General features: G+C 62.2%; 2 protein-coding genes. Both read right to left on the bottom strand.

All coding sequences use genetic code 11. The features are described 5' to 3' along the window. The coding region (locus KDL09_RS18315) for a protein kinase (RefSeq protein WP_294388392.1) at positions 1–1,372 on the bottom strand (1,372 nt) is incomplete at its 3' end. 97 nt (positions 1,373–1,469) lie between these two features. After that, on the bottom strand, positions 1,470–1,873 hold a 404-nt coding region (locus KDL09_RS18310; RefSeq protein ID WP_294388389.1), incomplete at its 5' end, for an N-acetylmuramoyl-L-alanine amidase.

Genomic DNA, 1,873 nt, shown 5'->3' with positions numbered 1-1,873 from the left:
CGAAGCGTGAGACGAGGTAGCCGCGGCTGGGCGGACGGGCCACGATGGGTTCGTAGTTGAGAAAGCGCTTAAGGTCGTTGGCCAGTTCGTCGGCGCTGGAGTAGCGGCGGTTGGGATCACGTTCCAGAGCCTTGAGCGCGATCCAGTCGATGTCACCCTTGATCAGGGGCTCGATGGTGGAGGGCTTCGGCGCATCCTTTTCAGCGATCTCCCGCAGCAGGATGTGAATGGGCTTTTGCGCGATGTCCGAAGGCGTCACCAGCGGCTTTCCGCAGACGAGTTCAAAGAGGATGGCGCCAAGGGCGTAAACGTCCGAGCGCGTGTCCATGTGGGCGCTGCCGTGCTCGATCTGTTCAGGGCTGATGTAGCCGGGCGTGCCGACGAGCTGATCCACACCGGTGGCGATCGTGTGCCCGGAGCCTTCCCCTTCCAGAACTTTCGCAATGCCAAAGTCAATGACCTTCGGCACTGCCTTGCCGTCCTCGTCCGTGACCAGAACGTTGCCGGGCTTCAAGTCGCGGTGGATGATTCCCTTCTGGTGGGCGTGATGCACGGCCTGACAGACGGGAATGAAAAGGGCCATGCGCTGCCGCATGTCGTAGTCGTTCTGCTTGCAGTAGGAGGTGATGGAGCGGCCTTTGACGAGCTCCATCGCGAAGAACGGCGCGCCCATGTCCGTCTCGCCGGCGTCGAGCACCTTGGCGATGTTCGGGTGCTCCATGATGGCGAGCGTCTGCTTCTCGATGGCGAAGCGTCCGAGGATGTCGGAGGAGGTGACACCGGCCTTGAGCAGCTTGATGGCGACAAGGCGGTGCAGCGGTTTCACCTGCTCCGCACGATAGACGAGGCCGAAGCCGCCTTCGCCGAGCTTGTCGAGCAGACGGTAGCGGTCACCGATCCAGCCATCGTTGCCGGTCAGCGATTCCATGTGGGATCTGGGCTTCGTGGTGCCCATGCTGGTCATGGAACTCGCCGTGGCTGCGGGCAGTCCTCCATGGCTGTGAATGGTCGCCGCACCGGGCAGAGTGCCGTGTTGTTTGCCGGTGGGAATGGCGATGGTGGCGTCCTCGGGGCCGAGCGTCATCGCACTCGTGGGCACACCCGGACCGGCTGAGCCGCCCATGGTGGCCGCCGGCAGCGACGACCCTTTGGTGGGAATGGCGATGGTGACATCTTCGGGGCCAAGCGTGACCATGCCTGTGGGCGTGCTCGCCTCAGGCGGCGGCGATGTCTTTTTCAGATTGGGAATGGCGATGGTGGCGTCCTCCGGCCCAAGCGTGAAGGCTCCCGTATCGGAAGAGCCGGGCGGGGAATCCGTCGCAGGGTTGTCCTTGTCAGAGGGCGTGGATGGGTTGGCCGGATCAGGATTCACAGTCGAATGCAGGGAAAATATTCCTGCAATGTTTCAGAGATCGGACGAATGGGCAAGCTTTGCTGCGGAGAAGACAAGCCCCCGTCCTGTCTCGCGTTCACGGGCCGAGTTGCCTGCGGTAGCCTTCCACCTTGCTCAGAAAAGCCTGCCACTTCGGTCCCAGTCGCCCTTGGTCGAGGAGGAAATGCGGGCACTTCTTGTGACCGAGATCGCGGTGGTCGTCGTGGCGGATCATGCGCCAGTGCATGTGCGGCACCACATGCGAAAGCGGGATCCCGTGCTCCCGCATCAGCCAAGCGACGAGGCGTGCTGTGCGTTCGATGGTCTGGCTGCGGTCATTTCCGCGGTTTTCACACATTTCGATGCCAATGGAGCTGCGATTTCCGGGGCCGTCATAGTCCGCATGTTCGCCGCGCTCGTTCGTCGGCAGACTTTGATAGGTGGAATGATCATCCACGGTGAAATGCCACGCCACATAACCGATCGCATTGTGACGGCCCT

Origin of the sequence: Prosthecobacter sp. (genome assembly GCF_020439865.1) — a bacterium.
Lineage (GTDB): Bacteria > Verrucomicrobiota > Verrucomicrobiia > Verrucomicrobiales > Verrucomicrobiaceae > Prosthecobacter.
This window is presented reverse-complemented; position numbering and strand designations above follow the sequence as displayed.